Annotated in this window: 24 protein-coding genes; 15 read left to right on the top strand and 9 right to left on the bottom strand. The window is 67.5% G+C overall.

Translation table 11 applies throughout. The features are described 5' to 3' along the window. Position 1: 1 nt before the first annotated feature. The 12 genes from J2W68_RS13335 to J2W68_RS13280 all read left to right on the top strand — a co-directional run bounded on the left by J2W68_RS13335 (position 2) and on the right by J2W68_RS13280 (position 13004). Positions 2–1042 (top strand): DUF1611 domain-containing protein, encoded by a 1041-nt coding sequence (locus J2W68_RS13335; RefSeq protein ID WP_310236656.1) that lies wholly within the window; start codon positions 2–4, stop codon positions 1040–1042. Beyond that, positions 1039–2154 carry a YkvI family membrane protein gene (locus tag J2W68_RS13330; RefSeq protein WP_310236654.1) on the top strand — a complete coding sequence of 372 codons (1116 nt, stop codon included), beginning with the start codon at positions 1039–1041 and terminating at the stop codon, positions 2152–2154. The genes J2W68_RS13335 and J2W68_RS13330 overlap by 4 nt, the downstream gene beginning before the upstream one ends. Positions 2155–2186: 32 nt before the next feature. Next, positions 2187–3770: a serine hydrolase gene (locus J2W68_RS13325; protein WP_310236652.1), complete on the top strand. Its 1584-nt coding sequence runs from the start codon at positions 2187–2189 to the stop codon at positions 3768–3770. A gap of 259 nt (positions 3771–4029) precedes the next feature. Beyond that, positions 4030–4551 carry a hypothetical protein gene (locus J2W68_RS13320; protein WP_310236650.1) on the top strand — a complete coding sequence of 174 codons (522 nt, stop codon included), beginning with the start codon at positions 4030–4032 and terminating at the stop codon, positions 4549–4551. A gap of 99 nt (positions 4552–4650) precedes the next feature. Further along, entirely contained in the window at positions 4651–5223 is a 573-nt protein-coding gene (locus J2W68_RS13315; RefSeq protein ID WP_310236649.1) for a transglycosylase SLT domain-containing protein, read from the top strand. After that, the gene (locus tag J2W68_RS13310; protein ID WP_310236646.1) at positions 5168–5746 is read left to right on the top strand and encodes a peptidoglycan-binding domain-containing protein; all 579 of its coding nucleotides are present in this window, start codon (positions 5168–5170) and stop codon (positions 5744–5746) included. Before J2W68_RS13315 ends, J2W68_RS13310 begins: the two co-directional genes overlap by 56 nt. Positions 5747–5857: 111 nt before the next feature. Next, a complete protein-coding gene (locus J2W68_RS13305; protein ID WP_310236643.1) occupies positions 5858–6799 on the top strand; it encodes a hypothetical protein in 942 nt (313 codons plus the stop codon). Between the two features lie 113 nt (positions 6800–6912). After that, positions 6913–7572, top strand: a complete 660-nt coding sequence (locus tag J2W68_RS13300; protein ID WP_310236642.1) for an ankyrin repeat domain-containing protein — start codon at positions 6913–6915, stop codon at positions 7570–7572. Between the two features lie 524 nt (positions 7573–8096). Beyond that, on the top strand, positions 8097–9659 hold the full coding sequence (locus J2W68_RS13295; protein ID WP_310236640.1) for a hypothetical protein: 1563 nt from the start codon (positions 8097–8099) through the stop codon (positions 9657–9659). Between the two features lie 114 nt (positions 9660–9773). Then, on the top strand, positions 9774–10436 hold the full coding sequence (locus J2W68_RS13290) for an ankyrin repeat domain-containing protein (RefSeq protein WP_310236638.1): 663 nt from the start codon (positions 9774–9776) through the stop codon (positions 10434–10436). A gap of 107 nt (positions 10437–10543) precedes the next feature. Continuing rightward, positions 10544–12136, top strand: a complete 1593-nt coding sequence (locus J2W68_RS13285) for an Mbeg1-like protein (protein WP_310236636.1) — start codon at positions 10544–10546, stop codon at positions 12134–12136. A gap of 214 nt (positions 12137–12350) precedes the next feature. Next, positions 12351–13004, top strand: a complete 654-nt coding sequence (locus tag J2W68_RS13280; protein WP_310236634.1) for an ankyrin repeat domain-containing protein — start codon at positions 12351–12353, stop codon at positions 13002–13004. A 304-nt stretch (positions 13005–13308) separates the two neighbouring features. Here the strand turns inward: J2W68_RS13280 and J2W68_RS13275 are convergent, their stop codons facing one another. The 5 genes from J2W68_RS13275 to egtB all read right to left on the bottom strand — a co-directional run bounded on the left by J2W68_RS13275 (position 13309) and on the right by egtB (position 17415). Continuing rightward, positions 13309–13950: a tetratricopeptide repeat protein gene (locus tag J2W68_RS13275; protein WP_310236632.1), complete on the bottom strand. Its 642-nt coding sequence runs from the start codon at positions 13948–13950 to the stop codon at positions 13309–13311. A gap of 202 nt (positions 13951–14152) precedes the next feature. Beyond that, positions 14153–14809, bottom strand: a complete 657-nt coding sequence (locus J2W68_RS13270; protein ID WP_310236631.1) for a DUF938 domain-containing protein — start codon at positions 14807–14809, stop codon at positions 14153–14155. 35 nt (positions 14810–14844) lie between these two features. Next, positions 14845–15129 carry a DUF3253 domain-containing protein gene (locus J2W68_RS13265; RefSeq protein WP_310236629.1) on the bottom strand — a complete coding sequence of 95 codons (285 nt, stop codon included), beginning with the start codon at positions 15127–15129 and terminating at the stop codon, positions 14845–14847. 4 nt (positions 15130–15133) lie between these two features. Then, positions 15134–16117, bottom strand: a complete 984-nt coding sequence (gene egtD, locus J2W68_RS13260) for an L-histidine N(alpha)-methyltransferase (protein ID WP_310236627.1) — start codon at positions 16115–16117, stop codon at positions 15134–15136. After that, complete coding sequence (gene egtB, locus J2W68_RS13255) at positions 16114–17415, bottom strand: ergothioneine biosynthesis protein EgtB (protein ID WP_310236625.1); 1302 nt, start codon at positions 17413–17415, stop codon at positions 16114–16116. The genes egtD and egtB overlap by 4 nt, the downstream gene beginning before the upstream one ends. A 198-nt stretch (positions 17416–17613) precedes the next feature. Between egtB and J2W68_RS13250 the strand changes: the two genes are divergently transcribed. Continuing rightward, positions 17614–17898, top strand: coding sequence for a hypothetical protein (locus tag J2W68_RS13250; RefSeq protein WP_310236624.1), 285 nt, complete (start codon positions 17614–17616; stop codon positions 17896–17898). Between the two features lie 234 nt (positions 17899–18132). On the opposite strand, the gene J2W68_RS13245 is transcribed toward J2W68_RS13250, so the two are convergent. From J2W68_RS13245 to J2W68_RS13230, 4 genes are all read right to left on the bottom strand, one after another. Continuing rightward, positions 18133–18765, bottom strand: coding sequence for an HAD family hydrolase (locus J2W68_RS13245; protein ID WP_310236622.1), 633 nt, complete (start codon positions 18763–18765; stop codon positions 18133–18135). Then, on the bottom strand, positions 18762–19157 hold the full coding sequence (locus tag J2W68_RS13240) for an MAPEG family protein (RefSeq protein WP_310236620.1): 396 nt from the start codon (positions 19155–19157) through the stop codon (positions 18762–18764). The genes J2W68_RS13245 and J2W68_RS13240 overlap by 4 nt, the downstream gene beginning before the upstream one ends. Before the next feature lie 175 nt (positions 19158–19332). Then, a complete protein-coding gene (locus J2W68_RS13235) occupies positions 19333–21030 on the bottom strand; it encodes a M28 family metallopeptidase (protein WP_310236618.1) in 1698 nt (565 codons plus the stop codon). 693 nt (positions 21031–21723) lie between these two features. Further along, positions 21724–22467: a hypothetical protein gene (locus tag J2W68_RS13230; RefSeq protein WP_310236616.1), complete on the bottom strand. Its 744-nt coding sequence runs from the start codon at positions 22465–22467 to the stop codon at positions 21724–21726. Positions 22468–22571: 104 nt separating this feature from the next. Between J2W68_RS13230 and gpmI the strand changes: the two genes are divergently transcribed. Both gpmI and J2W68_RS13220 read left to right on the top strand, forming a co-directional pair. After that, complete coding sequence (gene gpmI / locus J2W68_RS13225; RefSeq protein ID WP_310236614.1) at positions 22572–24122, top strand: 2,3-bisphosphoglycerate-independent phosphoglycerate mutase; 1551 nt, start codon at positions 22572–22574, stop codon at positions 24120–24122. Between the two features lie 2 nt (positions 24123–24124). Beyond that, positions 24125–25372 carry a murein hydrolase activator EnvC family protein gene (locus J2W68_RS13220; protein ID WP_310236612.1) on the top strand — a complete coding sequence of 416 codons (1248 nt, stop codon included), beginning with the start codon at positions 24125–24127 and terminating at the stop codon, positions 25370–25372. The last annotated feature ends 121 nt before the right edge of the window (positions 25373–25493 follow it).

Below are 25493 nucleotides of genomic sequence, written 5' to 3'. Positions count from 1 at the left end.
CATGTCCATTGCCGCCGCCGTGCCGCACGCCCCCGAGGCGTTGCCGCAGCCGTATCTGCTGTTTCTCGGGGACATCGTCGAACCCGGCTATGCGAAGACCGCGTTCGGTCTGCGCGACTGGGCGCCCGAGCGTTGTATCGGTGAGTTCGCCTGTGCGGGCGCGACTGTCAGCACCGGCCTGCCGCGGCTGACGCCCTTGCAGGCCCGCGCGCTGGGCGCGCGCGCGATGGTCATCGGCGTCGCCAACCCAGGCGGGCGGATCCCGCCGGCCTGGGTGCCATCGCTGCTCGACGCGCTGCAGGCCGGCCTGGATCTCGTCGGCGGCATGCACGCCCGGCTGGCCGGCATCGACGTGCTGCGCCACGCGGCGGTCGCGCATGGACGGCGCCTGATCGACGTGCGCGAACCGCCTTCGGAACTGCCGGTCGCCAGCGGCCGCAAGCGCACCGGCAAGCGTCTGCTCACCGTGGGCACCGACTGCGCCCTGGGCAAGAAATACACCGCCCTGTCGCTGGCGCGCGCGTTTCGCGAACGCGGCCTCGACGCCACGTTCCGCGCCAGTGGACAGACCGGCATCCTGATCGCCGGTGCGGGTGTGCCGATGGACGCGGTGATCGCGGACTTCGCAGCCGGCGCCGCGGAATTCCTGTCGCCCGATGCCGATCCGGCGCACTGGGATGTCGTCGAGGGCCAGGGCTCGCTGTCGCATCCGGCCTATGCGGGCGTGTCGCTGTCGCTGTTGCACGGCAGCCAGCCGGACGTCATCGTCGTCTGCCACGCAGTCGGACGCGAACGCATGCTCGGCCATGCGCATTACCTGGTGCCGTCGATCGAGGAGACCATCGACCTCGCGCTGCGGTTGGGCGCCCGCACCAATCCCGCGATCCGCTGCGCGGGCGTGAGTCTCAACACCGCGGCGCTCGAAGATGCAGCAGCGCAGGCAGCGATCGCATCCACCGCTGCCCGTCTGGGCCTGCCGGTCGCCGATCCGGTCCGCGGCGGCGCGGCCTTCGAACGGCTGGTCGACGCCTGTCTCGCATGACGTCCCAGGCCAGCTGGTTCCAGCGCTATCTGCTGCCGGGCTTCGTGTTCCAGGCGGCGGTAATCGCGGGCGGTTATGCCACCGGACGCGAACTGGTCGAGTTCTTCCTGCCGGCCGGTCCCTGGGGCGGCCTGCTCGGCATGACGGTCAGCATGCTGGTGTGGAGCGCGGTGCTGATGGTCAGCTTCGAGCTGGCCCGCGTCGCCCGCGCCTGGGACTACCGCGCGTTCTTCAAGGTGCTGCTGGGCCGCGGCTGGTTCGCGTTCGAGATCGGCTACGTGCTGCTGATGCTGGTGATCCTGGCAGTCATGGGCGCGGCCGCCGGCGAGATCGCCTTCAGCCTGTTCGGCCTGCCGAAGCTGGCCGGTTCGCTGGCGATGATCGCCGCCACCGGCGCGCTGCTGTTCTACGGCAGCGCCGCGATCGAGAAATTCCTGGTCGCCTCGGTCGGCTATCTGTATCTGGTCTACGTGGTGTTCGTGATCTGGGCGGTGGTGGCGTTCGGCGACCGCATCGGGACGAACTTCGCGTCGGTGCCGGTCGAGGCCGGTTGGTTCAAGGCCGGCGTGACCTACGCCGGCTACAACGTCGCCACCATTCCCGCGGTGCTGTTCTGCGTGCGCCACTTCGGCCGTCGCCGCGAGGCGCTCACCGCCGGCGCGCTGGCCGGACCGCTGGGCATGCTGCCGGGCGTGGTGTTCTACATCGCGATGATGGGCTACTACCACGAGATCGGCGCCGAGGCCCTGCCGTCGGCCTTCCTGCTGGCGAAGCTGCAGGCGCCGTGGTTCGAATGGGTGTTCCAGCTCGCGGTGATGCTGACCCTGGTGGACACCGGCGTCGCCCTGCTGCACGCCCTCAACGAACGCGTGGCCAATGCTTGGTCGGAGCGGCAGCGGCCGATGCCGCGCGCGCTGCGTCCGGCGCTCGCGGTCGGCGTCATGCTGATCGCGGTGTATGCCGCCACGGCCGTCGGCCTGGTCGACCTGATCGCCAAGGGCTACGGCACGTTGACCTGGTATTTCCTGGCGATTTACGTATTGCCGCTGATGACCTGGGGCGTGTGGCTGCTGTGCCGCCGCAGGTCCACCGAAGCCGCGCCCCAGCCTTGAACGACACGTCCGCGAGGACGGGAGACGCTGTCATGCCGAACCACCTGCCGGCCATCGCCGCGGCGCTTCTGTCGCTGTTCGCGATCACTGCCGTCGCCGCACCGCCTGCCGGCTTCGATGCGCGCGTCGAAGCCGCGATGCAATCCCGCGACGTGCCGGGCATGGCGATCGCGATCGTCGAAGACGGCGAGATCGTGCACGCCAAAGGCTATGGCGTGCGCCGGCTCGGTGCGCCCGAACGCGTGGACGCCGACACCATCTTCCCGACCGGCTCCACCGGCAAGGCGGTGACGGCGGCGGCACTCGCGATTCTCGTCGACGACGGCAAACTGGGGTGGGACGACCGCGTCATCGACCACCTGCCCGATTTCCGCATGTACGACCCCTGGGTCACGCGCGAGATGACCGTGCGCGATCTGCTGCTGCATCGCAGCGGCCTGGGGCTCGGCGCGGGCGACCTGCTGTTCATCCCGCGCACCTCGCGCAGCCGCGCCGACATCGTGCGGGCGCTGCGGCACATCCGGCCGGCCACGAGTTTCCGCAGCGGTTACGCCTACGACAACATCCTCTACATCGTCGCTGGCGAAGTGGTGGCAGCGGTCAGCGGACAGGATTGGGAAACCTTCGTGCGCGAACGCATTTTCGTGCCGCTGCAGATGCGCACCGCGACCAGTCACGAGGACGACCGCTTCGCGACCGCGAACCGCGCCCAGCCGCATGCGCGTCTGGATCCACGCCTGCGCGGCCTCGGTCCGCAGCAGCTGCTGCCGGAACGCGAAGGCCTGGGCCAGGTCGGCGCCGCAGCAGGCGGGCTGTCCTGGAGCGCGCAGGATTTCGCCCGCTGGCTGCAGGTGCAGCTCGCGCTCGGCGCACTGCCCGACGATCGCGGCCGGCTGTACAGCGAAGCCTCGGCGCACGAGATGTGGAGCCCGCAGGTGCCGGTGCCGATCCGCCCCTACCCGGCGCCGATCACCGACATCACGCCGCAGTTCTCCGGCTATGCGCTGGGCTGGAACGTGCAGGACTACCGCGGCATCAAAGTGGTCCAGCACGGCGGCGCGGTGTTCGGCGTGCTGGCGTTCACCGTGCTGGTGCCCGAGCGCAACCTCGGCATCTCGCTGCAGATCAATTCCGAGGACGTCGACGTCCTGCGGGGGCTGGGCTACGAACTCCTCGACCATTACCTCGGCTTCGAACCCCGCGACTGGGTCGCGGCATTCGTCACCTGGAACCAGGCGCGCCTCGCCGACGGCCTGGCCGCGCTGGACGCGACGGGCGCGCAGGCGCGCACGACGTCGCGCCCGTCGCTGCCGCCCGCCGGCTATGCCGGCACCTATGCCGACGCCTGGTATGGGCCGATCGCGATCACCGAAGTAGGCCGCACACTGCGGATCGACTTCCGCCAGACCCCCGGCATGCAGGGCACGCTGACCCACTGGCAGTACGACACCTTCCGGGTCGACTGGGACGATGCGGCGATCGAACCGGCCTCCGTCGCCTTCGTCCTGGATGCAGACGGCAAGGTCGCGCAGATCCGCATGCAGGCGGTCTCGCCGACCGCGGATTTCAGCTACGACTATCACGACCTGCTGTTCGAACCGCAGGCGGTCAATTAACGCTGCGCATCGGGTGGTGGCTTCTCCTACCCACGCACGCGGCCCGGGCCGACCGTCGCCTGGGGCGGCATCACGCTCGACGTACTCGCTGCGTCACCGGATGATGGCCCATGATCGATGCCTGACGCACCACGTCGCGTTTGTGTGGGACAAGACGCAAGACAAGGCAAGCGCACTGGCCGGAGACGAGAGGGCATCGGACGAACGCCCATGTCGATCCGTGACTTGCGAACCACTGTTTCCAGGAAGGAAATGCCTGATGTACATCCGCAACTTGTTCGTGATGTCCGCTCTGCTGGTTTCGTTGAATGCGTGCGCCGATCCGCACCCCGGCGGTACACGATCGCTTTCTGAAACCAGCGATAGGCAATCGCTTGAGCCAAGGGCGACCATGGGCATGGACCTTGAATGCGGTGGCGCAAGTTTTGTTCTTCTCGGCAGCGGCGAGAACGCTCGCGTCGAGGCGTCGGGCACGAGCTCCATGACGTTGCCGGCGCCGCGGGGGATGCAGGGATTCGTCCCGGTGGGCATGGGATGCGCGACATCCGCGAGCGGTCAGCAGTATCTGGTCGTGCAGTACGGCGAGACGCCGTTCGGATGCAAGGTGTGCGAATGGTTCTTCATCTACGACACCCAAGGTGCCCCGATGAACTACGCCGTGCCGCCAACGCGTGGATCCGGCGAAACGCTTGAAGCCAACAACGACGGGTACGAGCGTCTTCTGTCTGAACTCGGTCTGCGCCACCCGCAGATCGAGTACCCCGAATCCAATCCCAGATGATTTCAGGCTATGCCGGGTCCGACCAGGAAGGTCGCCGAACCCGATCTTGCGCTGCCGGAACGGTGGGTGCACCGATTCGACAAGGAAGGAGTTACACGGATGACTGCCCCGATCTACGAAGATTTTATTCAGCCTAAAGGCGCCGCGTACCGGGTATCCCAGCTCAAGGGATGGAGCCACTATCTCGAGCCGATCAGCGATGATCCGGCACGACTGTCCGGCAATTCCCGGATATGGGGCGACGCAACCCCGGACGTGCAATCGCGGGTAATCGACTCACTTGTCGAAGCGGCGCGCGAGGCGGGGCTCGATGCACGGAACACCGCGCACGTGCTCGCCATTGCGCGAATCGAATCCGGCTTCAATCCCGACGCGGCCGCTGGCACCACATCTGCGTCCGGGCTGGGTCAGTTCGTCGACAAGACCGGCCTGTCCTACGGACTCAACGAAAGCAACCGCTTCGACGTCGATGCGCAGGCCAGCGCGTTGGTTGCGCATTTCATCGACAACCGGGCCCTGGCGGAACGTCGCGGACAAGGCGAAGCTTACATCTACCAAGTACCACCACGATGGGCCGACTCTGGATTACGGCGGTCTCGCGCTGTCCCGCGAGAAGGTGCTGCCCCTGCTCGAAAGCTATACCCGGTTCGTGGAGGAACGGTTCGGCTTTGAGCGTGCGAACGGATCCAGCCCGGGGTCGAAAGAGGGTGTTTCGCGCGTCGGACCGGAATCGCCAGCGTCCGCTGCGCTGCTGCGCGAGGGCCAGCGCGGCCCCGGCGTCGCTGACCTGCAGGTCTCCTTGGCAGCGCTCGGTTTCAGAGACGCGCGTGATGCGCCGGCGCAGGCAGATGGAAATTTCGGCCCGCGGACCGCGGAAGCCGTGCGGGCATTCCAGCAGTCGCATGGTCTCCAGGCCGATGGCATCGTAGGACCGCAGACGCGCGAAGCGCTCGATCGGGCGCAGCAGTCTCAAGATCAAGCGTTGCGCAGTCCCGGCGCCGTCCCGACATCTCCAGTTGAGAGTTTGCTGTCGGCAGCGCGCAGCGGTGACACAGCCGCATTGCAAACGGCGCTCGACAGTTTCACCGCCACCCGCTTCGGACAGATGTTCCAGCAGGCGAGGGACCAAGCTTCGCAGGAACTGGAACGCAACGCGCAGTTGGACGTCCAATCGCAGTGTGGTCCCGAGCGCTGAAGTCCAAGCCGCGCACTGAATGCGAGGCCACTCCACGCTCGGGTTCTCCCCAGCTGTTTGCCCGTGCCGGATGTGCTTACCGTCTACGCATCGGTGTTGCGGAGACGGGTCATGAGTTTCAACGTGCAGTCGGCAAGCGCTTCGCAGTCAAATTTTCAGGCTCTTTCGCCGCCTGAAGCGCTGCGCGCACAGCCGCAGGGCGCGCTGCCCAGGCCGACCGGCAGCTACCAACTCGAACCCGCCTATCACCCGCAACTCGGTGCGTTGTTCGCCGCTGGCGGTAATGCCGCGAATGCAGCCTCGTTCGACAGCCAGGTGCGCGGACAGGAGGCCAAGGCAATCGATCTGGACCTGATGCAGATCTCGTCCGCGGTCTACGACCCGACCGTGCAGCAGGTCGGTGACTGGAGCCGGGTCAGCGATGCGGACCTGATGGCTGCGGGTATCGATCCGGCGTTGCTGGAGAATCCGGAAAGTGGATTCCGTGCCGGCATCTACACTGATGGTGACGGCAACCACGTCCTGGCCTTTGCCGGGTCGAACGATGTGAAGGACTGGACCGCGGCCAACTTCCGCCAGGGTCTGGGCTGGGAGTCCGAGCAGTACGACGAGGCGGTGCAGCTGGCGCAGCTGGCCTCCGCCGCCTACGGCGACGATCTGGCGATCACCGGACACTCGCTCGGCGGTGGCTTGGCCGCGACCGCAGCGATGGCCGTCGATGGGGCCGCGGTGACCTTCAATGCCTCCGGTGTGCACGACCGCACCATCGAAGCGCTGGGCCTGGATCCCGGAACCGCCAAGGCCGACGCCGCAGACGGTCAGATCCGCCGCTACAACGTCGACGGCGAAGCCCTGACCCAGGCCCAGCAGGACATCTGGGGGATCAACAGCATTCCCGATGCGCCCGGTCACGAGATCGTGCTGGACGATCCTTCCCCGCTGACCGGTTTCGACCGCTTCAATCCGATTTCGATCGTCTCCCACAGCATCGCCAAACACATGCAGGACGTGGTGATCGAGGCGCTGTCGCAGCAGCTGCCGTGGGCGAACTGATCTGATCCGTGTCGACGGGATGCCCGCGGCGGCTGTGTGAGAATGCGGTCATGCGCGCCGCAGTCCTGAGCCTGTTGCTGATGTTGTCCGGCGCTGCCTGCAGTGGAGACGCAATGGACGCTCGAGCCGCTTTTACCGATGCCCGCGCGGCTGCGCTGGCCGATGCCGTTGCGGCCGACGATGCCGTTGCCGTGCGCACCCAGGTGCAGACTGGCGCCGATCCCAACGCACGCGGCGACAAGGGCGTGAATCTGTTGCAGATCGCGATGCTGGCGCAGGCCAAGGACGCGCTGAAGGCATTGCTCGATGCCGGCGCCGATCCCAATGCGCCCGGTCTCGGCGGCGCGACAGCGGTGCACGGGGCCGCGATCGCCGACGATCCGCAATACCTGCAGATCGTGCTCGACCGTCGCGGCGATCCCGATGCCCGACATGGCGAAACGAACGCGACGCCGTTGGCCGGCGCGACTGGCCCGCGAACAGATGCGCAGTTCCGCATGCTGCTTGCCGCCGGCGCCGATCCGGGCGCCGCCGACCGCACCGGCAACACGCCGCTGCACAAGGCCGCGATGATCAACGCAGGGGACCACGTGCTGGCCCTGCTCGACGCCGGCGCCGATCCGCTGGCGAAGAACACCCAGGGCGCCACGTTCCAGCAGTTCTTCTTCAAAACACCCGATGCGCGCCTCAACGACACGGCCCGCGCGAAGCGTGAAGAGGTTGTGGCATGGCTGCAGGCGCATCAGGTGCGGCTCGAGGCCGGCACCGACTGAGCGTGCGGCGGCTCATGGTCCACCGCCCGCCGCTGAGCGACTTCGCTGACTGAGCTCGCGAACGACCGAGGTGCTGCTCGGGTCGACGCGGTCGAGACGGTCGCCGTCTCCAGGGCCCTGCACCTTGCCCCGGGACCGATACGTGTCGCGTCTGCGCGAAGGCGCGGTTTTCGCCGTGGCGCCGTCTCGAAATGATTGGAAGGGTTTGAAAATTCTCGTCACTCCCGCGAAGGCGGGAGTCCAAGGACGTGTGCGCGGACGCTACGAATGTCCTTGGATTGACCCGCCATCCGCCTGTTGAAAACCATATCCGCCGTCGCGGGAATGACGAGGTATCGTTCCGCGACCAGCTGATACAGCGCATCGACAGAGTGCAGACGCCGCCGAATCAAAACGTCGCAAGCGCGCCGGGCGCCCTCCCAGGTCGACCGGCCGGCACCTCCGCCCTAGGACCGGCCCTAGATGGCAGCCGCCCACACGCACGCTAGCTTGGAGTCCTCGAAGAGCTTGGGTGGAACACGGTCATGTCCCTGACCATTGGCGATGGCATCGGTGGCGTCCAGGACACCTGGCGTCCGCAACAGACGCCTTTCCAGTCCTACAGCCCACCGCTGCCCCCGCCGCAGAGCGGTAGCTACCGTCCGGACACCAGTTATCACCCGCAGGTCCAGGCGCCCGGCACCGCGCCCGCGCAGGGCCAAGGGCAGGGTGGCGCCAGCCCCTACGCGATTCCTGCCGGCAGCACGCTCGACGAAGTGGCCAGCGGCACCCAGGCGCAGCCGTTCGACGTCACGTTGTCGCAGCTGGCGACTGCCGTCTATGGCACCCGCGGCGCGCCGCCCCCGGGCTGGGACGCGGTCAGCGACCAGCAGCTGATGGACCAGGGCGTCGCCGATCCGCAGGCCTGGCGTCTGCAGTACCTCGGCGCCAACGACGCGGTGCCGGCCAACGATCAGGAATTCCGTGCCGAAGTCTATACCGACGGGGCCGGCAACTATGTGCTGTCATATCGCGGTACTGCCGAGGGTGGTCCGGACTGGGAGAACAATTTCCGCCAGGGCCTTGGCTACGAAACCAATGACGGCGACAAGTTCAGCGTCACCGCGGTCAATACCGCGCGTGAGTTCGCGAACGTGTTCGGCGACAACGGCGCCAATTCCTCGAACCTCGCAATTACCGGCCATTCGCAGGGCGGTGGCCTGGCGAGTGTCGGTTCGCTGGTCAGTGGCATCCCGGCGGTCACGTTCGACGCGTCGGGCATCCATCCCAATACGCTCGACCGCATGGGCATCGATCCGCAGGCCGCGCGCGACAGCGCCGAGGGTGGCCAGATCCGCGCCTATTCGCTGTCCAGTGATGCGCTGACCAACGCGCAGGACAGCTGGGTGACCGGCGTCGTCGCGCCGGATGCGCTGGGCACGCAGATCGTGGTCGACCCGGCGGCGGCCGATGCGAACAGCATGTTCTCCAACTACGGACCGACTGAAGGCTTCTCGCAGTCGCAGAGTGATGCGATCAACACCGGTGTGGAGATTGCCCGGCATCCGCTGACCGGCGCGGTGATGCCACTGGCGGGTCTCATCGGCGACCTCGCCTACGCCGGCATAAGCCACAGCCCCAATGCGTTGACCGCCGGCATGATCGAAGCACAGCCGTGGCAGGCCGGCTACCAGAATCCATCGTCCACCGGCCGCGATCTGCAGAACCTGCTGCCCGATGCGACCAAGGACGACTACGCGCGCAACGTGCATGACTTCGCCACCGACATCGACAACGTGGCCGCCAACGAATTCGCCAATGGCCAATACGTGCAGGGCGGCGTCAGCCTGGCCGGTGACTTCGCCGAGGGGGCATTCAATTCCGCCGGCGACACCATCGACGGTTATGCCGACCAGTTGGCCGGCGTGGTCGACCGCAATATCGGTGGCTGGGGCGGCGATCTGCTTTCGGGTGCGATCGACCGCGCGGGCGATGTCGCCGAATTCAGCACCGATGTGGCAGGCCAGGTGACCGAGACGCTCGCCGACGGCGCGGGTTGGGTGGCCCAGGGCGCGGCGAACTTCGTCGGTGGCCTGTTCGGTCGCTGAGGCTCACGGACTGCGCATCTGCCGTGCGTATGATCGGGCGCTGACATGATCCGCCTCCGCGCCCTGTCTTCGACCGTCCTTCTTCTCTGCGCCGCAGGGTGTGCACAGCCGTCCATGAGCAACGACGCATTCAATACGCCGACAACGGCGCAACTGGCCGATGCCGTCCGCCGCGGCGATGTTGCCGAAATCCGCCGCCAGCTCGAGCACGTGGCCCCCGATACGCCGGGCAGTGATGGTGAAACGCTGTTGATGGAAGCGATCCGTCAGCGCCGCGGGCCCAGCGTGGAGGCGCTGCTCGAAGGCGGTGCCGATCCCAACCGCGTCAACGCGCGTGGCGATACGCCGGTGCATGCGGCCGCATTCTCCGGCGATCCGGCGATCCTGCGCGCGGTGATCGCCAAGGGCGGCGATGCCGACGCGGCCAACCGGCATACCGGTGCCACGCCGCTGATGCAGGCCCTGCTGTCGCCGACCGCCGGCCAGGCCGAGGTGCTGCTCGATGCCGGCGCCGATCCGAATCTCGCCGACCGCAATGGCGACACGCCGCTGCATGTCGCCGGTCGCACCAATGGCGGCGCGGCGATCCTCGCGTTGCTGCGCAAGGGTGCCCGACCGCAGACGGAAAACTCGCGCGGCGTGACGTTTCAGCACGAGTACTTCGGTTTCCCCGCGCACCTGCTCAATGAACGCGCCCGCGCCGAGCGGCGCGAGCTCGTCGCCTGGCTCAAGGCCAACGGCGTACCGCTGGAAGCGAACGTCGCCGCGACGTACTGAGCCGCTGCGGCCCTGAACGACCGGGGGGCTACCTAGGGTCCGCACCAGCTGTCCGGCGCCGTCCGGGCCGCCTATCGTCGAGGCTATCGTTTCCGTAGGTGCGCGCCATGAGCCTGTCCCCGGTATCCGGCAACAGCAACCCGGTCGATCCGTTCCGCGATATCGCGCTCGATCCCGCGCTGCAGACCTCCGCAGTCCTGCAACCGCGCAGCCCTGCGAACGTCGACACCAGTGCCGGCTTCCCGCGCGGCGATGGCAGCTTCGCCGATTCGGTCCGCGGCACCGATCCGCAACCCGAACAGGATCTGCAGTTCGCGTTGATGGCCAACGACAGCTACACGCTGACCGGCCCCGAGGGCGTGACCGGCACTGCGGCCGAAGCCGATCTGCAGGCCGCCGGCTGGAACCGTCTGCAGCCCAGCGCCGACGGCACGCATCTGGTCGATGCACAGGGCAACCAGATTCCGATCTCGCCGGACGCGCTGCATGACGCGCAGACCGGCTTCGACGCCGCGATCTACCAGAATGCCGACGGCCAGTACGTGGTCGCCTATCGCGGCACCGACAGCTGGGGTCTGGGTGCGGGCGGCGATTCGCGCGCGAATGGTGGCCAGGGCCTCGGCATGGAGACGGCGCAGTATTCGCAGGCGATGGAGCTGGCGAACCTCGCGGTCGATACCTTCGGCGAGGGCAATGTCGCGATCACCGGCCACTCGCTGGGTGGCGGGCTGGCCTCGGCTGCAATGCTGGCGACCGACGTGCCGGGCGTGACCTTCAATTCGTCCGGCCTGAGCAACAACACGCTGGCCGGCCTGGGCTTCAATCCCAACGCCGCACGTGGCGAGATCGCCGACAGCGGCCAGATCCGCCGCTACGTCGTCGATGGCGATCCGTTGACCCTCGCCCAGCAGGATCTGCCGATCGCCGTGCTGCCGATTTCGCCGCCGAACGCGGTCGGCACCGAGCTGCGCGTCGCGCCGCCCGAAGGTATGGGCCGCTTCGACATGCTGGGGCTGCACGGCGGTGGCGGTGACAATCCGTCCTACGTCGAAGCACTGCGCCAGAATGAAGCACAGGCGCCGGTCGACCGCTCGGGCACCAATCTGGGTCTGGCGCTGGGCACGATCGAGAACATCGGCGAGCACAATCTCAACCAGCTCGGTTCGCTGGCCAATGGCATCGGAGGGCTGTATTCCGATGGCCGCTCGACCGTGACTGAAGCCGTCAGCGGCATCACCGACGCGGTGCAGAACGACTACGGCAACGGTCGCTATGTCGGTGGCACCTTCAGCATCGCCGGCGATGTGGTCGACGGCGTGGTCGGCCTCGGCGGCGATGCGATCTCCAACACGCTGGGCACCGCGGGCGATGTGGTGGAAAACGTCGCCAACCTCGGCGGCAGCGTGCTGCGTGACCTCGGCGACCGCACCGGTTTCGATGCGCCGTTCGACGCGGTCGCGAGCGGCGTGGAGTGGACCGGTCGCGCGGTCGACAACGTGGCCGATACCGTCGGCGACGGTGCGCAGTGGGGTCTGGACAAGATCGGCGATGGTGCCGAATGGGTCATCGATCGCGCGGGTGACGGTGCCCAATGGGTGGGTGACCGCGTGGGTGATGCCGCCAGCTGGACCGGCGACCGCCTGGCAGACGGCGCGCGCTGGGCCGGCGAAAACCTCAACCCGGTCAACTGGTTCCGCTGAGTGCCGCGATGCCGGGCTGCGTGTGCGCCCGGCATCCCCGCACCCTGTCACGACGCCCGACCCCCTGTCGGGCTAGGCTGACGGCTTGTACCGCTTCGGAGGCCTCGACATGATGGGTGTCGCTTCGATCGCGCCATTTCCGCAGTGGCGGATCATCGCCTGCATCGTGTTGGCGCTCGCTGCCAGCAGCGCCTGCGCCAGACAAGGAACAAGCATGACCCAGGACCACGCCTCCGATCCCGCCGCCTCCGCACTGTCGCGCGCTGCGAGCGCGGGTGATGCCGCAGAGATCCGCCGCCTGATCGCCGATGGTGCCAATCCCAACGCCAAGGACACCCAGGGTTCGCCACTGCTGCAGGCCGCGATCCTGCGTGGCGACCGCCGCGCGTTCCAGGCCTTGCTCGATGCCGGCGCGGACGCGACCACCGGCGCGGCCAACGGCAACACCGCCGTGCACGTGGCCGCGATGCAGGACGATGCCGATTATCTGAAAACGCTGCTGGCCGGCGGCGCGTCGCCCGACACGCCCAATACCAAGAACGGTGAGACGCCGTTGTTCAACGCGCTCGAAGCGCGCAACGACGACACCATCCGCCTGCTGCTGGAAGCCGGTGCGCGCGCCGATGCGACCGACGCGTTCGGTGCGACCCTGCTGCACAAGGCGGCGCGCATCAACGCGACCGGCTGGGTGGTGCGCTTCCTCGAAGCCGGCGCCGATCCCACCGCTCGCGACCGTGTGGGTGTGACCTTCCAGCCTTCGTTCTTCCGCGCGCGCGACGCGGTGCTGTCAGCGGACGCGAAGCGCGACCGCGAGACCGTGCGCGAGTGGCTAGTCGCGCGGCGGATTCCGGTGGAAGACAAACACTGATCGAAGAAGCGCAGTGAGCGCACGGGCGCGTTCGGCGAGCAGGTTTGTCTGGATGAACCCGCGATTGCGACGCCTCGCAGACATCAGCACCGTCATCCCGGCGCAGGCCGGGATCCAGTGCCTTTTGCGACCGCAGGGTGCAGTGGGAACTCAACTGCGGCCCCGTCAATGACCGAGGTGAAAATCGAGAGGGCTGGATAAGCCGCGCTTCGCGCCATCGAGACGCAGTTGCAGCCCACGCCCGGATAGCGATGGATCGCGCGTTCCGTGCAGTCAGGCGCCCGCCGGATTCACCACGCTCGAGTCACGGCCACGCTGGCGGCGCCGCCTGCCACGCGGCGAATACCTCCGCCAGCGTCGCGCGCTCGGCAGCCGTCCAGTCGGGCAGCAGCGTCGGATAGCGTGCGGGGTCGGACCAGAGGGTCGGCTCGGTTCGCACGGCAGCCGCGTACCAGCGCACCGCCTCTTCGCGGCGGTCGTTCGACCACAGCGCCAGTGCGAGCGTCGGCGGCGCCCACGAAGGACGCACCAGCCGGCCCTCCAGCGCCTGCCGCCATTGATCGAGCGCTTCCTGATGGTGGCCGCTGCGATACAGATCCCAACCGTAGTTCCAATGCACCGTGCTGCGCTGGTTCGAACGCACCGACAGCGAAGCAAGCGCCTGCGCATACATCGCGCGGCCGGTGTCCTCGCGACCACTGCGCATCAGCGCCTGCGCCAGCTGCGCGCGCGCCTGGTCCGCATTGCGGGCGTTGCGGTCGATCAGCTGCATCAGCCGCGCATGTGTCTGGTCGTCATCGCCGGTAATCGCGACGACCGGTGACGCGGTGCGCGTGTCGTCGTCGAAATAGAACTCGGCCGGCGCCGGCAGCGTCTGCGCGCCAACGTTCAACGCGAACAGCAGGCCCAGGCCGCACAGGCCGGAACGCAGGTATTCCATATTCATTTCCCCCGTATGTCTTTGCTGTGTCGTGCCGAAGACCCGACATCCCCGCGCCGATTGTAGCCATGACGTGCGGTCAACCGCCGCGACCGGTTTCACGGATGGGGCCGCCGCGGTGGGTAGACGGATGATCCCGGCGTGGCGAGTCGCCGGTTGTCGCTGGATTCCTTGCAGTGATCGCAGCGCTCGAAGCGCGTGCGTGCCGCTACCGGTCGAGCGCAACGCGCGCGGCGCTGGAGCGACGCCAGACCAGGCAGCGGTTGTTCGACGGCATCTCGATGTCGTCCTGCAACCGCAGCCCGATGCCCGATGCCAGCGCATCGACCGCTTCGAAATCCCGGATGCCCGATCGCGGATCGCGGGCCTTGAGCCAGCCGTCGAATTCGCGGTTGCTGTCGCTGGTGTATGCGCCGCCGACATTGAAGGGGCCGTAGATCACCAGCGTCGCATCGTCGGCAAGCGCGTGAGCGAGCCCGGCGAAGCAGGCCTCGACCTCCGCCCAGCTCATGATGTGCAGGGTGTTCGCGGTGAACACGGCATCGAACCGGCTGTCGGCTGCGGTTGAGGCCGGCCAGGTGGGCTGCGTGACGTCGAGCATCACCGGCGCTGGTGTATTGGGCAGGCCCGCCTCGTCGAGCCACAGCGCGATGCCCGGCAGATGCGCCTCGCGTTCCGAGGTCTGCCAGCGCAGCCATGGCATCGCGCCGGCAAAATACACCGCGTGCTGGCCGGTGCCGCTGCCGATCTCCAACACATGCTGACGGTGCTCGAACCGTTCGCGCAGCACCTCGAGAATCGGTGCGCGGTTGCGGTCGCACGAGGGCGCGAAGGGTTTGTCGCGTGGCAGCGGACGCGTCGTCATGCGCGACACGATACGGCACGCCGGGCGCGCATTCGTCAGTCGGGGATCCCGTCGTCTTCCCAGCGGCCGCCACGCCGCAAGCGGATCGGGCCGACGATCGGCGCGTCCGGATCGAGTACTGCGTCCGACTGGGTGATTCGCACCACGCCATCCAACGCAAGCGCTTTCGCAACGCGTCGTACATCCGCCATCGCGTCACGCCAAGCAGGGCTGGTGTGCAGGCGGCGCGCGACTTCGGAGGGACAGATCGACGCCCCGGACGCGCGTTCGCTCAGTAGTGCGCGGATCTCCGAGGCGATGCGGACATCGTCCAGGGTCACCGGCTCAGGCCGGCTGCAACAGCCGCAGGCCGAAGCGATCGTTTCCGTCGTTCCAGCCATGGGTGACCCGAAGTCCGGCCCGCGCGGCCAGCGCGGAGAACGAGGCATCGGTGTACTTCTGGCTGATCTCGACGTGCATCACCTCACCTGCGCCGAAATCGAAGGCGTGTTCGCCAATCCGCACGGTCTGCGCGCATTCGCTGACCAGCATCGTCTCGATCCGCATCCGGTCGCGTGCATACACCGCACGGTGGCGAAAACCATCGATCTCGAAATCGCTGCCGATCTCACGGTTGAGCCGCGTCAGCAGGTTGAGCGTGAACGCGGCGGTGACACCGGCCTGGTCGTTGTAGGCGGCTTCGATGATCGCCGGGTCCTTGTCGAGATCGATACCGATCAGGGCGCATCCGTCGTCGCCCATCGTGTCGCGCATCGAGCGGAGCAGACGGATGGCCTCGTCGTCGGAAAAATTGCCGAGCGTCGATCCCGGAAAAAACACCAGCGTGCGCTGTGCCTGCCGGTCGGCGCGGGGCAGCGACACCGGGCGGGTGAAGTCCGCGCATACCGGCAGCATCTGCACGTCGGAAAACTCCTGGCCGAGACGGGTGACGCTGTCCATTAACGCGGTACGCGAGATTTCGATCGGCGTATACGCGACCGGCGCCTCCAGCCCTTCAAGCAGCAGTTCGGTCTTGCGCCCGCTGCCGCTGCCGAATTCCACCACGTGCACGCCATCGCCGACGGCCTGCGCGATGGACGCCATCTGCGCTTCCATCAAGGCCAGTTCGATACGGGTGAGGTAGTACTCCGGTTGGCGCGTGATCGCTTCGAACAGGCGCGAGCCTTCCGCATCGTAGAAGTACTTCGACGGCAGGGTCTTCGGCGCTGCGGACAGGCCGGCGATCGCGTCGGCGGCGATATCGTCGGGCCGCGGGCGCAGGTCGGTCAGGGCGGCCTGTGCGCGAGCGCGGGCGATGGCGGCATTCATGCGGAATCCTTGGCCAGGCGCAAACCGGCGAACTGCCATCGCGCATCGGAGGGAAAGAAGTTGCGGTAGCTGGCGCGCACATGGTCGGCGGAGGTCGCGCAGCTGCCGCCGCGAAGCACCCACTGCGCGTCCATGAATTTCCCGTTGTACTCGCCCAGCGTGCCCGGCCACGGCCGATAGCCGGGATACGCGGTGTAGGCGCTGGAGGTCCATTCCCAGACATCGCCGAACATCTGCTGCAGGCCGGTGGACTCGGTCGCCGGCGAACAGGGATGCAGCCGGCCGCTGTCGACGAAGTTGCCGGCCACCGGCAGCGCGGCCGCCGCCTGTTCCCATTCGAACTCGGTCGGCAGGCGCGCGCCCGCCCAGCGCGCGAAGGCGTCCGCTTCGTAATAGCTCAGATGACAGACGGGGGCCTCGGGGTCGAGCGGGCGCCACCCCCCCAGCGTGAACTCGGTATCGCAGTCCTGGCTCCAGTACAACGGCCGTGTCCAGCCACGCGCGCGCACCATGTCCCAGCCGGCGCTGAGCCAGACGCCCGCCGTGCGATATCCGCCAGCATCGACGAACGCGCGGAACTCGGCGTTGTTGACCGGCCGGCTCGCCAGCGCATGCGCCGGGACCAGCACACGGTGCCGTGGTGATTCGTTGTCGTAGGCGAAACCGTCGCAACCGGGCCACACGGGATGACCGGCTTCGATGATCGTCTCCTGCCGCGCGATCCAGTTGAGTGCGGACGCGCTGCCGCCCGCGCCGGCCAGGTCGTCGCGATAGGCGGGGTGGAGCGGGTTGCTGAAGAACGCATGCTTGATGTCGGTGAGCAGCAGTTCCTGATGCTGCTGTTCGTGCTGCAGACCGAGTTCGACGACGTCGAGCAGCCGCGTGTCGAGATCACCGCGCTGCAAACGGTCGCGCATGCGCGATTCGACCGCGTCACGGTAATCGAACACCTGCGCGAGAGTGGGGCGGGACAGCACACCGCGCTGCGGCCGCGCATGCATCGGCCCCGCGCTCTGGTAGTAGCTGTTGAACAGGTAATCCCAGGCGGGATCGAAGGGCGTATACGGCGCCCCATCAGCGACTACGAAGCGTTCGAAAAACCAGGTCGTGTGCGCAAGATGCCATTTCGTCGGGCTGGCATCTTCCATGCTCTGGACCATCGCGTCCTCGGGCCCGATCGGCGCCGCGAGCGTCGCGCTCCGCTTGCGTACGGCATCGAAACGCTGCGCGAGCCAGCGGCATCGCGCGTCGACATCGCCAACTCCAGAGGAGGGCGGAACAGGATCATGCAGCAGCATCCGCGAAGTCTTGGCTGCATTGCGTGACGATGCTGTCGTCGTCGCGCTGCAGGCGCCTGACACGTCAAGCCCATGCAACATTCGTGAACTGGTGGCGCGAATGCGCTTGCACATAACGGAATTTCTACGGACTGAATGACACCGGCGATACACCCATCCGCCCACACTGCGGCTCAACATCCATGAAGGAGTTCTTCGATGCGACGTATCGCTCTCCCGCTGGTGGCCGCGATGGCCTTCGCGTTCACCGCCTGCAGCAACGACCCGCCGCCGCCGGATGTGACGCCGACCGATCCGGCGCCGATGAACGATCCTGCCGCGCCGCCGGTTGATCCCGCCACGGATCCGATGAATCCGACGCCGACCGATCCCATGACGCCGCCGCCGACGGATCCGACCATGCCGCCGCCGACCGATCCGATGACCACGCCGCCAGCGACGCCGCCGATCGAAGGCGACGGCACGACCTCGAGCGGCACCTGATCAATGCGCGTTCCCTCGAATCTGCTCTGCCAGTGAGACCGGTTCGACGTTTCTGACGTCGGCGCCCCCCGGCGCACTCTCTCTCCGACCGGCCTCCGTTGCCGTCCGCCTCCTCCAGGGCGGGCGGCTTTTCTTTGGCTGTCGGGATGGTCGAACCAAGCGTCGCGCTGTTCCAGCCACGATCCCGCAATCCGGTGGTGGCTCGCCAGCGTCGCTGACCGGTCCGCCGCATTGCTACCTGGACAGCGGCCAGGGCATGCCGCGATACGTCGCCATGTGCGCCAGCCTGAGCAGTGCATGATCCTCGTGCGTGTCGCCATGTGCATGGACCTCGCGATAGGCCGTCATGTCATAGCGTTCGCGGACGCGCCGGACTTTCTCCTCCGCGGCGCACTGCGCGCCGGCGTAACGACCGGTCATTTGACCGTCCCGCGCTTCCATGGATGAGCACACGAGTTCGACGCCCTGCGCTTCGCACCACGGCGCCAGATAGACATCGAAACCGGCGGACACCACGACCACGGTATCGCCACGTGCGCGATGGGCATCGATGCGCGCCTGCATCTCCGGCCTCACCAGCGGTGGCAGGACGGTGGCAGCGAAACGCCGGCCTGCAGCTTCGACATCGGGCTGTGGCAGACCGCCGAACGCATAGCGGACGAGCAGGGTGCGCAGTCCAGATACCGGCAGCAGATTGAGCTTGTAGGCCATGACCGGGAGCGCAAACAGTAGTTTGCCCAAGCGTAAGCGTCGCGGCGGGGTGGCGTAGCGCAGGAAATCCGGCAGTGTCTCGCGCGTGGTGATCGTGCCGTCGAAATCGAACAGCGCCAGCACCGGTCGCGTGTCCGACGTGTCAGCGGCGCTCATGCGATCGACAACGCGGCCTGTGCGAGCAATGCGACCACGCAAGCGAGCGCACCGAACCACGCAAGGCTGCGCAGCCAGGCGAGATCCGCGACGTAGGCGACGCCATGCAGCACGCGCAGTGCGACGAAAGCGACCGCCAGCATCGCGATGCGGTCATGGACCACGCCGGCCAGCTGTGCGAGCACCACGCCTGCCGCGAACGGTGCGAAGGCCTCCAGTGCATTGAGATGCGCGTTGTAGGCGCGCTTCAATCGCGGGTGCGTCTGTTGCGCAATCCAGCCACGCGGATCCCGATTGTTGTAGCGCGGCACCGATGCCTTCGCGAGTGCGACCCAGCAGTAGGGCAGCAGCGCAGCGATCAGCACACACCAGTAGGCGGTGGACAAGGTCATCGGGTCGTTCCTTGAGTTCCGGTCGATGGCTTATCGCATGCAGACGCGGGTCGTGTCTGCGTGCGCGAGGTGAGACGGATCGAGCCCTTCCCCGCTTGGCGGGGAAGGGCTTAGAGCAAAAAAGGCGGCGACATCGCTGTCGCCGCCCTCGTATCACGTACTTGCAAACGCTGCCTTACGGCGCCCCATCCGCCTCACTGCGCATCTGGTCGCGCGCGGCCTTGAACGGGTTGCCCTCGTACCAGTTCGGCCACTGGCCGTCGTCGGCCAGCGTACGGCCCACGCCGTACAGCGCTTCGAGATCCTGCACCACGCCTTCGAGGTTCCAGTCCGGGTTGTACTCGTCGCTGGGCTGGTGATAACGCTTGGCGTAATCGTCGGTCGCGGCCTTGCCACCGGCGGTGCCGCCGTCGACGAGATCGTTGCCGCCCTTCGCATACAGCGCCGGCACGCCGGCCTTGGCGAAGTTGAAGTGATCGGAGCGGAAGTAGAAACCGCCGGCCGTGTTGCCTTCCTCGACCAGGGTGCGGTTCTGCTGGTCGGCGTAGGTCTTGAGGATGTCCTCGAGTTCCGAGTTGCCCTTGCCGGTGACCACGAAGTCACGCGACGGACCGGCCACGCTCATCGCATCGAGGTTGATCACGCCGACTGTCTGCGCCAGGCCGATGCTCGGCTGCGCCACGTAGTACTTGCTGCCCAGCAGACCCGACTCCTCGAGCGTGACCGCCAGGAACACCAGCGAGCGCTTCGGCTTGGGTTCGGTGGTGGCGAACTTCTCGGCGATCTCGATGATGCCGGCCACGCCGGTCGCGTTGTCGATCGCGCCGTTGTAGATCGTGTCGCCCTCACCCTCGTGCTTGCCGAGGTGATCCCAGTGCGCGAGATAGAGGATCGCCTCGTCCGGCGCCTCGCTGCCCGGCAGGATGCCGATCACGTTGCGCGAGCTCTTCTCGGCGATCGTGCTCTTGAGATCGAAACCGACCGTCGCGTTGAGCGGCACCGGCTTGAAGCCGCGCGTGTTGGCCGCCTTGATCTGTTCGTCGAGATCGAGGCCGGCGTCGGCGAACAGCTGCTTCGCGACGTCGCCGGTGATCCAGCCCTGCGCCGGCAGGCGCGGTTCCGGATCGTCCTCTGCGCGCAGGTCGAACTGCGCGCCCGACCAGGAATTCTTCACCACGTCCCAGCCGTACGAGGCGCCTGGCGTGTCGTGGATGATCAGCGCAGCCACAGCGCCCTTGCGCGCGGCTTCCTCGAACTTGTACGTCCATCGACCGTAGTAGGTCATCTTCTCGCCGTCGAACAGCGTCGCGTCGTTGGCGTGGAAGCCCGGGTCGTTGACCAGCATGACGACGGTCTTGCCCTTGAGGTCGAGGCCCGCGTAGTCGTTCCAGTTCTGCTCCGGCGCATCGACGCCGTAACCGACGAACACCAGTTCGCTGTCGGCGACGTTGATCTCAGCTTGGCCGGTGCGCGTGCCGATCACCATCTCGTCGCCGAACTTCAGATCGCGCGTCCCGGCGCTGTTGCTCAGGCGCAGCACGGTCGACGGATCGGCGGTGGTCTCGACCATCGGCACCGTCTGGTACCAGTCGTTGTTGTCGCCGCCCGGCTGCAGGCCGATGCGCTCGAACTGGGCCTTGATGTATTCGACCGTCTTGTCTTCACCGGCGGTGCCGGGCGCGCGGCCTTCGAACTCGTCGGACGCCAGCACGCGCACCATCTCGCCGAAATCGCCAGCGGTGATGTCGGGCGAGAACGTATGGGCAGCCTGCGCATCGGGCGGCGTGGCGGCATCCGGTGTGGCGGTCTTGTCGCCACACGCGGCGAGCACCAGCGCAGCCGGCAAGGCCAGCAGCAGAAGGGGTTTGCGCATCCTGGAATCTCCGGAAAATCGTGGAGGCCGCACTATACGTGCGTTCAGGGGGTGATGCTTTTAAGCGGCTGTTGCGCGCCTGAGTAGTGCTGCGCGATGCAGGCTGCGAGTAGAGCGCAACAGCTCCTACCGCGCGATAGATGAGCCCCTCTCCCCTTGGGGAGAGGCGGCACGCCGGCGAGCCATCGGCTTACGTGTCGACGAACGCCCTCGCGTCAGGGCGAGGGCAGGGGCGCGGAGCGAGGGGTTGGGGTTAGGGTGCTTCGGGGCTCTGCTGAGTAAAGCCTCAACCCTCACCCGAAGCGCTGTGCGCTTCGACCTCTCCCGGAGGGAGAGGTGCTTGATCGATGCGATCTGACACATCTCGACTCCAGTACACCTTAGGCCGCGCGCTACATGGAGCCCCTGTTCCAAAGAGAGAGGGGGCCGACTGCGACGACGCTTCATTCCTAATTCCCTCTCCCTCCGGGAGAGGGGTTGGGGTGAGGGTGCTTTGGGATCGATGCCGAGCAAAGCCTCAACCGTCACCCGAAGCGCTACGCGCTTCGACCCCGGATCAGGTCCGGGGCAGGCTCTCTCCCGGAGGGAGAGGTGTTCAACCGCACCGACGCTTCAGTCGATCCCTGCGGTCCGTGAAACCCCGCGACTTCAATCGCGGCCGCAACGAACGCGCCGATCCATCAATTGGCGCCCTTACTCCTGCGGCGCCCGCGCGCTGTCGTAGGGCACTGCGGTCGCGCCACTGATCGCACCGGTCTTGGCGCTGGTGTGCACATACAGCGTGACTTCGCGCTTGAACTCCAGCGGGCCGTCGACGATCGCGTCGGGACCGATGATCACACGCGGGTTGCGACGGCTGATCGTCACCGGAAACCAGTTCGACGACGGCTTGTCGACCACCAGCTTGCCGCGCACGTGCGAGCCGGTGCCGATGGTGACGTCGCCATTGACCGTTTTCACATCGCCGGTGACTTCGGTGCCGACCACGCCGATCGCGCCATTGACCGTCGAGACGTTGCCGTCGATACGACCGCCACGGTCGACGAACACGCCGCCGCTGACGCTTTCGACGTTGCCGCCGAGCTGGGCGTCGGTGCCGACGCGAATGCCACCATTGACCGTGGTCAGCGACTTGGCCTGCGCACGCGCGCCGATCTGGATGCCGCCGTTGACGGTTTCCATGTCCTCGACCTGGATGCCATCGCCGGCGCGGATGCCGCCGTTGACGGTTTCCACGTCGCGCGCCTTGGCACCGTCGCCGATGCGGATGCCGCCGTTGACCGTGCTCAGGTCACGATAGGTCTGCCCGGCTTCGGCCTCGACGCCGCCATTGACCTTGGAGATGTCCGCCTGCGCGAAGACGGCACCGCTCGACAGCGCGAGCGCGGCGGCGAGCAGCAGGGGGGCGGAGCGCAAACGCGCATGGGCTGGGAACATGGCCGTGACCTCGTGAATGAAAGGGCGGGCGCAAACCCGTCGACAGGTAGCTTGCCCCCGCTTCGCTACAATCGCATCTGTCTTTGGTCACTGGGTCGATCGTCGTGCCGCACGCTGCCAGCTCTCCCCGTCCGCGCCCCGTCGTCCTGCTGATCCTCGATGGCTGGGGGCACCGTGACGATCCGCGCGACAACGCCCTGGCGCTCGCCGACATTCCCAACTGGCGCCGCCTGCTGGCCGAGCACCCGACCACGCTGATCCACACCGAGGGCCGTTACGTCGGCCTGCCGGACGGGCAGATGGGCAATTCCGAAGTCGGCCACATGAATATCGGCGCCGGGCGCATCGTCTACCAGGACCTGACCCGCATCGACGCGGCGATCGAGGACGGCAGCTTCTTCGACAACGCCGAACTGCTGGCCGCCTGCGACGCGGTGCGCACGAACGGCTGCACGCTGCACGTCATGGGCCTGCTGTCGCCCGGCGGCGTGCACAGCCACGAAGCGCATCTGGCCGCGATGATCGACCTCGCCGCCAAACGCGGCGTCGCCCGCGTCGCCGTGCATGCGTTCACCGACGGCCGCGACATGCCCCCGCGTTCGGCCGAACCCAGCCTGCGCGCGCTGCAGGACCACTGCGCCGTGCTTGGCAATGCGCACGTCGCCAGCGTGTCCGGCCGTTACTACGCGATGGACCGCGACAATCGCTGGGAGCGCGTGCGTCTGGCCTGGGATGCGATCGTCGACGCGACATCGCCGCACCACGCGCCCGATGCGGTCGCCGCTCTGCAGGCCGCGTATGCGCGAGACGAGAACGACGAGTTCGTGTTGCCGACCGTCATCGACGGCGCCACGCCGATGGCCGATGGCGACGCCGTCGTCTTCATGAATTTCCGCGCCGACCGCGCACGCCAGCTGACCGCTGCGTTCGTCGATCCCGCGTTCGCAGGATTCGAGGCGCGCCGCCCGCAGCTCGCGCGCTTCGTCTGCCTCACCGAATACGACGCGCGCCTGCCCGCCCCGCTCGCATTCGCGCCGGACAACCTGCCGAACACGCTCGGCGAAGTGCTCGGCGCGAACGGCATGACCCAGTTGCGCATCGCCGAAACCGAGAAGTACGCGCACGTGACGTTCTTCATGAGCGGCGGCCGCGAGGATCCCTATCCGGGCGAGGACCGCATCCTGGTGCCGAGCCCCAAGGTCGCCACCTACGATCTGCAGCCGGAAATGAGCGCGCCCGAAGTCTGCGCGAAGCTCGTGCAGGCCGTGCGCGACCAGCGCTTCGACGTGGTGATCTGCAACTTCGCCAATCCGGACATGGTCGGCCACACCGGCGTGCTGGCCGCGGCGATCAAGGCCGTGGAAACGGTAGACAAGGCGGTCGGCGAAATCGTCGCGGCCGTACGCGAACAGGGCGGTGAACTGCTCGTCACTGCTGACCACGGCAATGTCGAAATGATGCGCGACCCGGAAACCGGCGAGCCGCATACCTCGCACACCGTCGGCCCGGTGGATCTGATCTACGTCGGCAGCCGCGACGTGCCGCTGCGCGGCGGTGGCGCACTGCGCGATCTGGCGCCCACAATCCTCGATCTGATCGGGGTCGAACAGCCGGCCGAGATGACCGGCCGCAGCCTGCTGCAGGCCGCCGGCTGAACATGGCCCGTGGCCGCGCGCTGCTGCTGGTCGCGCTGCTCGTCGCGGCGCTGCCGGTGCTTGAGGCTGCGGCGCAGAACAGCCGCGAGACCGAGCGCCGGCTCGAGCGCGTGCGCAAGGAACTGCGCGACGTCGCCGCGGAGCGTCGCCGTCTTGAAGGCCAGCGCGGCGAAGCGGCGCGCGAGCTGCGCGCGGCTGACGAACAGGTGTCGACCTCCGCGCGCGCGCTTCGCGAAACACGGATCAAGCTTGCCGAAGAACAGCTCGCGCTGGAGAAACTGCAGGCGCGCCGGGTCGAACTCGAATCCACGGTCGAAACGCGCCGAGAAGAACTCGCCGCCCTCGTGCGCGCCGCCTACACCGTCGGCGACGAGGCCGCGCTCAAGCTGATGCTCGCGCAGGATCGCGTGGCCGATGCCGGCCGTCTGCTGACCTATCACCGCTATCTGCAGCAGCAGCGCAGCACGCGGATTTCCGAACTGCGCGCGGAGATGGGCGAACTCGACGGCATCGAGGCCGCGATCCAGGACCGCCGCGCCGCGCTCGAAGCCGCGCAGGTCGAACAACGCGCGCAGCTGGCCAAGGTCGAAAGCGATCGCAGTCAGCGCGCCGAAGCGGTCAAGGGCCTCGAATCGCGTTTCAGCGACCGCAGCGCCCGCGAGAAAGCGCTGGGCCGCGATGCGCGTTCGCTCGAACGCGTGCTCACCCAGCTGCGTGAGGCGGCACGCCGTGCTGAGGCCGAACGCCGCGCCGCGGCTGCGGCCGCACGCGAACGTGAAGCGCGCGAAGCCCGCGAAGCGACGGCCGCGGGACGTCCGCGCCCAGCGCCGCGCCCCCCCACCCAGGTCGCCCGCACCAGTGCACCGCAGGTCGGTGGACTCGGCTGGCCGGTCAGCGGCAGCCTGCTCACTGCCTACGGCGGCAAGCTGCCCGACGGCCGCAGCAGCACCGGCATCCTGATCGGTGCACCGGCCGGCACGGCGGTCAAAGCCGTCGCCGACGGCACCGTGGTCTTCGCCGAATGGATGACCGGCTACGGCATGCTGCTGATCGTCGACCACGGCAACGGCTACATGAGCCTCTACGCGCACAACGACGGCCTGCTCAAGAGCGTCGGCAACACGGTGCGCCGCGGCGACACCGTCTCCAGCGTCGGCAGCTCCGGCGGCCAGGGCCGCAGCGGCCTGTACTTCGAGCTGCGCCAGAACGGCGCGCCGGTGAATCCGACGACGTGGTTGCAGCGGCGCTGATTCAGGGTTGAGTGCCGGAAGCTGAAAGCGCCCTCACCCCAACCCCTCTCCCAGCGGGAGAGGGGCTAAAGGCCCGGCGCTCGCACTGTACGAGCCCCTCTCCCTTTGGAGTGAGGCGGCG

This window comes from Luteimonas terrae (assembly GCF_031457535.1).
Classification (GTDB): Bacteria; Pseudomonadota; Gammaproteobacteria; order Xanthomonadales; family Xanthomonadaceae; genus Luteimonas; species Luteimonas terrae_A.
This window is presented reverse-complemented; position numbering and strand designations above follow the sequence as displayed.